At 65.1% G+C, this 5,799-nt stretch carries 7 protein-coding genes and 1 tRNA gene; 1 reads left to right on the top strand and 7 read right to left on the bottom strand.

The window, feature by feature from the left end:
- Window positions 1–109 precede the first annotated feature (109 nt).
- Window positions 110–1,276, top strand: coding sequence for a rod shape-determining protein RodA (gene rodA / locus HV773_RS36200; protein WP_129560883.1), 1,167 nt, complete (start codon window positions 110–112; stop codon window positions 1,274–1,276).
- Window positions 1,277–1,328: 52 nt separating this feature from the next.
- Here the strand turns inward: rodA and HV773_RS36195 are convergent, their stop codons facing one another.
- The 7 genes from HV773_RS36195 to HV773_RS36165 all read right to left on the bottom strand — a co-directional run.
- A complete protein-coding gene (locus tag HV773_RS36195; protein ID WP_227875339.1) occupies window positions 1,329–2,117 on the bottom strand; it encodes a tetratricopeptide repeat protein in 789 nt (262 codons plus the stop codon).
- Window positions 2,114–2,896: an HpcH/HpaI aldolase family protein gene (locus tag HV773_RS36190; protein ID WP_129560881.1), complete on the bottom strand. Its 783-nt coding sequence runs from the start codon at window positions 2,894–2,896 to the stop codon at window positions 2,114–2,116. Before HV773_RS36190 ends, HV773_RS36195 begins: the two co-directional genes overlap by 4 nt.
- 230 nt (window positions 2,897–3,126) lie before the next feature.
- Entirely contained in the window at window positions 3,127–3,570 is a 444-nt protein-coding gene (gene queD, locus HV773_RS36185) for a 6-carboxytetrahydropterin synthase QueD (protein WP_129563240.1), read from the bottom strand.
- 18 nt (window positions 3,571–3,588) lie between these two features.
- Window positions 3,589–4,221 carry a 7-carboxy-7-deazaguanine synthase gene (gene queE / locus HV773_RS36180; RefSeq protein WP_129560880.1) on the bottom strand — a complete coding sequence of 211 codons (633 nt, stop codon included), beginning with the start codon at window positions 4,219–4,221 and terminating at the stop codon, window positions 3,589–3,591.
- A 189-nt stretch (window positions 4,222–4,410) separates the two neighbouring features.
- Window positions 4,411–5,145, bottom strand: coding sequence for a 7-cyano-7-deazaguanine synthase QueC (gene queC, locus HV773_RS36175; RefSeq protein ID WP_129560879.1), 735 nt, complete (start codon window positions 5,143–5,145; stop codon window positions 4,411–4,413).
- A 227-nt stretch (window positions 5,146–5,372) separates the two neighbouring features.
- Window positions 5,373–5,448: transfer RNA gene (locus HV773_RS36170), tRNA-Phe, on the bottom strand.
- 65 nt (window positions 5,449–5,513) lie between these two features.
- Window positions 5,514–5,799 (bottom strand): helix-turn-helix domain-containing protein (locus tag HV773_RS36165; RefSeq protein ID WP_281365338.1); only part of this gene is annotated, 286 nt, incomplete at its 5' end.

Here is a 5,799-nt window from a genome sequence, read left to right as displayed (position 1 = left end):
CGGCCCCGGCCCGCATCGCCCGCGCCGCCCCGCCAGCGCGCCCGACGCGGCCACGCTCGCGCCGCCGCCCAAGCCCGCCACGGGCGGCATCGACGAGTAAGGAGTTCCCATGCCTTTCTTCCAGTTCGAAAAGATCGACAAGCGCGCCGTGCTGGACGCGTTGCGCAAGATGTTCCTGGGCTTCGATCGACCGCTCGCGCTCACGGTGTTTCTGCTGCTGTGCGTGGGCATCGTCACGCTCTACAGCGCCACCCTCGACATGCCCGGCCGCGTCGAAGACCAGTTGCGCAACATCATGTTTACCTTCGTGCTGATGTGGGCGCTCGCCAATGTGCCGCCCACCACGCTCATGCGCTTCGCGGTGCCCGTTTACACGTTCGGCATCGCCTTGCTGATTGCGGTCGCGCTATTCGGCCTCACCCGCAAGGGCGCGAAGCGCTGGATCAACGTGGGTGTCGTGATTCAGCCGTCCGAAATCCTCAAGATCGCCACTCCGCTCATGCTCGCGTGGTACTACCAGCGCCGCGAAGGCGTGATGCGCTGGTACGACTTCCTGGTCGGCTTCGTGATCCTGCTCGTGCCGGTGGGACTGATCGCCAAGCAGCCGGACCTCGGCACCGCCGTGCTCGTGTTCGCATCGGGTTTCTTCGTGATCTATTTCGCGGGGCTCTCGTTCAAGCTGATCGTGCCGGTGCTCATTGCGGGCGTGATCGCCGTGGCATCGATCGCGGCGTTCCAGGACAAGATCTGCCAGCCGCAGGTGAACTGGCCGCTGCTGCACGATTACCAGAAGCACCGCATCTGCACGCTGCTCGATCCGACTTCCGACCCACTCGGCAAAGGCTTCCACACGATTCAGGCGGTGATCGCGATCGGCTCGGGCGGCCCGCTCGGCAAGGGCTGGCTCAAGGGCACGCAGTCGCATCTGGAGTTCATTCCCGAGAAGCACACCGACTTCATCTTCGCGGTGTTCTCGGAGGAGTTCGGCATGGCGGGCGGGATCGTGCTGCTCACGCTCTACATGTGCCTGATCGCACGCGGACTCTATATCGCCGCCAACGGTGCGACGCTATTCGGGCGATTATTGGCCGGCTCGCTCACGATGGCGTTCTTCACCTACGCGTTCGTGAATATCGGCATGGTGAGCGGCATCCTGCCCGTGGTGGGCGTGCCGCTGCCGTTCATGAGCTACGGCGGCACCGCGCTCACGACGCTTGGCGTCGCCATCGGGCTGATCATGAGCGTCGGGCGGCAAAAGCGGCTCATGCAGAGCTAGGGCGCAGCCCTTTCCACGCCGCTCCGGAACACGAAGCGGCGTGCCCGTCGACTTATTGCGGCGCCGCCTTCATTAGTTGCGTGCTCAACTGCTGATACTTGAGCCGCGCAACGGGGTCGCCCTGCGCGGCCGCCGCCGCATAGTAGGCGCGCGCGACATTCAGGTTCTTCGGCACGCCGTCGCCGCCGCGCTCGTAGAACGAGCCGGTCACGTACTGCGCCGTCATGTCGCCGCCTTCGGCGGCCTTCTTGTACCAATAGAACGCCTGCTTGTTGTCGCGCGACGTGCCGCGCCCGTCGAGGAACTGGTTCGCGAGCGCGAGCTCTGCCTGCACATGGCCCTGCTTGGCGGCCTTCAGGAACCACTGATGCGCCTGCGCCGGATCGCGATCGACGAAATCGCCGTCATCGTACATCTTGCCGTAGACGTACTGCGCATGGGACATGTTCGCGTCGGCGGCCTTGCGCAGCCACTTGCGGCCCTCGCCTACGTCGGCGGCGCCGCCCTCGCCGTTGATCAGCATCATCGCGTAGTTGAACTCGGCGAGCCGGTTGCCGCGCTCGGCGGCAGCCTCGAATTCGGCGCGCGCGCCCGTGAGATTGCCTGCGTTGTAGTCGGCCACGGCGTTGGCCGTCTGCGGATCGGATTGCGCACCTGCAACGGGTGTCGTGGCGGGCGCGCTTGCACCTGCGCTTTTACCCGCACTCGCACCTGCGCTCGCGCCGGCTGCCCCTGCGGCGCCGGCCGCCACTGCCTGGCCGCTTGCGCCAATTGCCGCACCAGCGACGCAAGCCGCCGCCACACGGACAAACCGCGCGAGCAACGCTTTTGGACGCCTCATGACCGCGCCTCCTGGAGCGCCTGGCGCGTCGCGCGGACGAGCCAGATGACATCGGCGGCCAGCGCGACGAAGTTGAAACCCATCTCGCGATACTGCTTCGCCTGCGTGGCATCCATTGCAAAGATGCCCGCCCCCACGCCCGCCGCACGCGCCGCGGCAATGATGCGTGTCATCGCGGCAGCAACGTCGGGATGCTTCGAATCGCCCAAATGGCCGAGGCTCGCGGCAAGATCGGCAGGCCCGACGAAGAGACAATCGACGCCCGGCACCGCTGCAATTTTCTCGACCTCGCCGAGCGCGGCCGCCGACTCGATCTGGATGATCGAGGCGACTTGCGCGTTCGCGCCGTGCAGATAATCGCGCCGCATGCCATACGCCGCCGCGCGCACCACGCCCGCGACGCCGCGCTGGCCGCCCGGCGCATTGACATCGGGATATTGGGTGTAGCTCACCACACGGGCGGCTTCGCCGGCCGAGGTCACGTTGGGGAACATCACCGTGCGCACGCCCGCGTCGAGCACGCGCTTGACGAGCCACGGCTCGTTGGCCTGAATGCGCACGACCGGCTCGGTCGGCAGATGGGCCGCCGCGATCGCGCGCAGTTGCGCGATGACGTCGCTGCTGTCGTTGGGCGAATGCTCCATGTCGATCAGCAGCCAGTCGAAACCGGCATGCGCGAGCGCCTCGGCGGCGGTCTCGCTGCCCATCGTAAGCCACAGGCCGTAGAGCGGCTCAGCTTCCTTGAGGCGTTCCTTGAGGGGATTGGTGAAGGTGCTCATTGCCGTGCTCCCGGCGAGCTGCGGGACGCGCGCGTCCCGCGCGGGCCTGGCGGCCCGGCAGCGCCGCAGCCGGCATGTCTCGCTCCGTTGTGTTGTCGGGCCGCGCGGGTGCGGGCCTTGCCGGAACGATCATACCGCGACAAAAGTTTGCGGACCGGGCGGAAAACCCGGCCTGATGGGGTTCGATGCAGACCGCGCGTTACAAGCCTCTACAGGCCGAAACCCAAGCCTCAATCGCGCGTGACTTCGGCCCAGCAATTCGGCGTCTCGTACAGGCGCACCTTCTGCAGTTGCAGATTCACGCCGTAATGCGCGTCGTAGACATTCGCGAGAATCTCGAACGCGATGGCCGCGAGATTCTCCACGGTCGGAATGCGGTCGATCACGACCGTCTTGTGACCCGGCAGCGTTTCGAGAAAACCGCGCACCTGCGTGTCGTCTTCGAAGACGATGAACGCGTGATCCCACAGATCGACGAGATGCTGGTTCGCGAGCGCCTTCACGTCGGCGAAATCCATCACCATGCCGCGGTCGGGCGCGCCTTCCGTTTCGACGGTGTCGCCTTGCAGCGTGACTTCCAGCACGTAGCGATGGCCGTGCAGGTTGCGGCACTGGCTGCGGTGGTCGGGAATGCGGTGGCCCGCGTCGAATTCGAGTTTTCGGGTGATCGTCAGCACGGCGCTTTTAACCAATCAGGGGATGTTCAGGTACTTGTGAGTCTGCATCGACAGGCGCCACTGCGGATGGCGCTTGCACCAGTCGATCGCAAGCTTCGTGTTCAGGTCGCGCGATGGGCCATCCATCGGCTGGACGAGAAAATACTCGAAATCGAGCTTCGCGTAGTCGGCGAGGCGCTGGTTGTCCTGCGGGACCACGACCTTCAACTCGTTGCCCTTGGTGACGACGAGCGGCGCGTCGGCCTTCGGGCTCACGCAGATCCAGTCGATGGTTTCCAGCACCGGCAGCGAGCCATTTGTTTCGATGGCAATCTCGAAGCCGGCGGCATGCAGCGCGTCGACGAACGGCTGGTCGATCTGCAGCATCGGCTCGCCGCCCGTGCACACGACGAAGCGGTTGCCTTCGCCTTCGGGCCAAAGCGACGCGATCATCGCGACGAGTTCCTCGGGCGTGCGGTACTTGCCGCCGTTCTCGCCGTCGGTGCCCACGAAATCGGTGTCGCAGAAACGGCAGACTGCTGTTTCACGGTCTTCCTCGCGGCCCGACCACAGGTTGCAGCCGGCGAACCGGCAAAACACGGCCGGACGCCCGGCGTTCGCGCCTTCGCCCTGCAACGTGTAGAAAATTTCCTTTACTGCGTAAGTCATGCTTACTGCCTGATCGTGTTCACCGCGCTTGTTCACTGCGCGTGTCCCCTGCGTGTCGACGCGCTGGGAGCGGGTTATTTCGGGCGCTGTTTGTCTTGCTGTCTTCTTTCTGCGGGGCGCGCCGCCCGTGCGCCACCCCGCTCATACCGCCATGCGCTTCAAAGCGCATGGCGCGCGCCCGCCATCGGTTCAAACCGGCGCTTCCGTCACCTGCTCGCCCGCGAGGTACGCTTCGTAGCCACGCTTGCGCAACTTGCACGCCGGGCATTCGCCACAGCCGAAGCCCCAGTCGTTGAGCTCGGCGCGCTCGCCCACGTAGCACGTGTGCGTTTCCACGCGCACCAGTTCGACCAGTTCCTCGCCGCCCAGTTGCTGCGCGAGACGCCACGTGTCGGCCTTGTCGAGCCACATGAGCGGCGTTTCGATCACGAGGCGGGTTTCCATGCCCAGATTAAGCGCGACTTGCAGCGCCTTCATGGTGTCGTCGCGGCAATCGGGATAGCCCGAGAAGTCGGTCTCGCACATGCCGCCCACGAGAAACTTGAGCCCGCGCCGGTAAGCGATCGCCGCGGCGATCTGCATGAACATCAGGTTGCGGCCCGGCACGAAGGTGTTCGGCAAGCCGTTAGACGCCGTTTCGATCTCGATTTCGCGCGTCATGGCCGTGTCGCTGATCGAACCGAGCACCGAGAGATCGATCATGTGATCGTCGCCCAGACGCTCGCCCCACTCGGGAAACGTGCGCGCGATGGCCTCGCGAAAGCCGTCACGGCATTCCAGTTCGACTCGATGACGCTGGCCATAATCGAAGCCGAGCGTCTCGACAGTGTCGTAGCGGTCGAGCGCCCAGGCAAGGCACGTAGCCGAGTCCTGGCCGCCGGAAAACAGCACGAGCGCGCCGTTCCTGGGTTCTGTTCGAGTCACCGTGAAACTCCGTATCAAGAGGTTCCGCGCGGTCGCAAGCCTTGAAAACCCGCCGTGCGGACCCGCGCAGGTCTTTCCCCCGCGCAGGCCAATGCAGTATAGGCCGCTGTATTTTGGCGAATATCGGCGCTACTTTATACCGCTGATATCCCATCCGCTGTGTTCGACGCACAGGCGGGCCCAACGAAAAAGCCCCAGGAATCGTGCGATCTCCTGGGGCTGCATTCTGGTGGCCTGGGACGGAATCGAACCATCGACACGCGGATTTTCAATCCGCTGCTCTACCAACTGAGCTACCGGGCCAACGAAGAAGAAGAATTATAGCGACACTGGCAGGACTTCGCAAGAGCTTCCGCAAAAAAATTGGCTTACTCGCCCTTGCTCTTGCCGAGGTCCACGCCGAGCTGCTTGAGCTTGCGATACAGGTGCGTGCGCTCGAGGCCGGTTTTCTCGGCCACGCGCGTCATGCTGCCGTTCTCGCGCGCGAGGTGATACTCGAAGTAGGCGCGCTCGAACGCGTCACGCGCGTCGCGCAACGGGATGTCGAACGAAATCGACGCCACGCCCGTCGCGCCCGCGCCGCCCGACGCGCCGTCGGCGCCCAGCACCGGCAGCGCTGCCGCCGACGCCACCACGACCGGCCCGCCCGCCGCC

Source organism: Paraburkholderia caffeinitolerans (genome assembly GCF_902859945.1).
In the GTDB taxonomy this organism is placed as follows: domain Bacteria; phylum Pseudomonadota; class Gammaproteobacteria; order Burkholderiales; family Burkholderiaceae; genus Paraburkholderia; species Paraburkholderia caffeinitolerans.
This window is presented reverse-complemented; position numbering and strand designations above follow the sequence as displayed.

Excerpts from the sequence above, each read along its gene's own strand:
- rodA (WP_129560883.1), top strand. The coding sequence starts at position 110 with ATGCCTTTCTTCCAGTTCGAAAAGATCGACAAGCGCGCCGTGCTGGAC.
- HV773_RS36195 (WP_227875339.1), bottom strand. The coding sequence starts at position 2,117 with ATGAGGCGTCCAAAAGCGTTGCTCGCGCGGTTTGTCCGTGTGGCGGCG.
- HV773_RS36190 (WP_129560881.1), bottom strand. The coding sequence starts at position 2,896 with ATGAGCACCTTCACCAATCCCCTCAAGGAACGCCTCAAGGAAGCTGAG.
- queE (WP_129560880.1), bottom strand. The coding sequence starts at position 4,221 with ATGACTTACGCAGTAAAGGAAATTTTCTACACGTTGCAGGGCGAAGGC.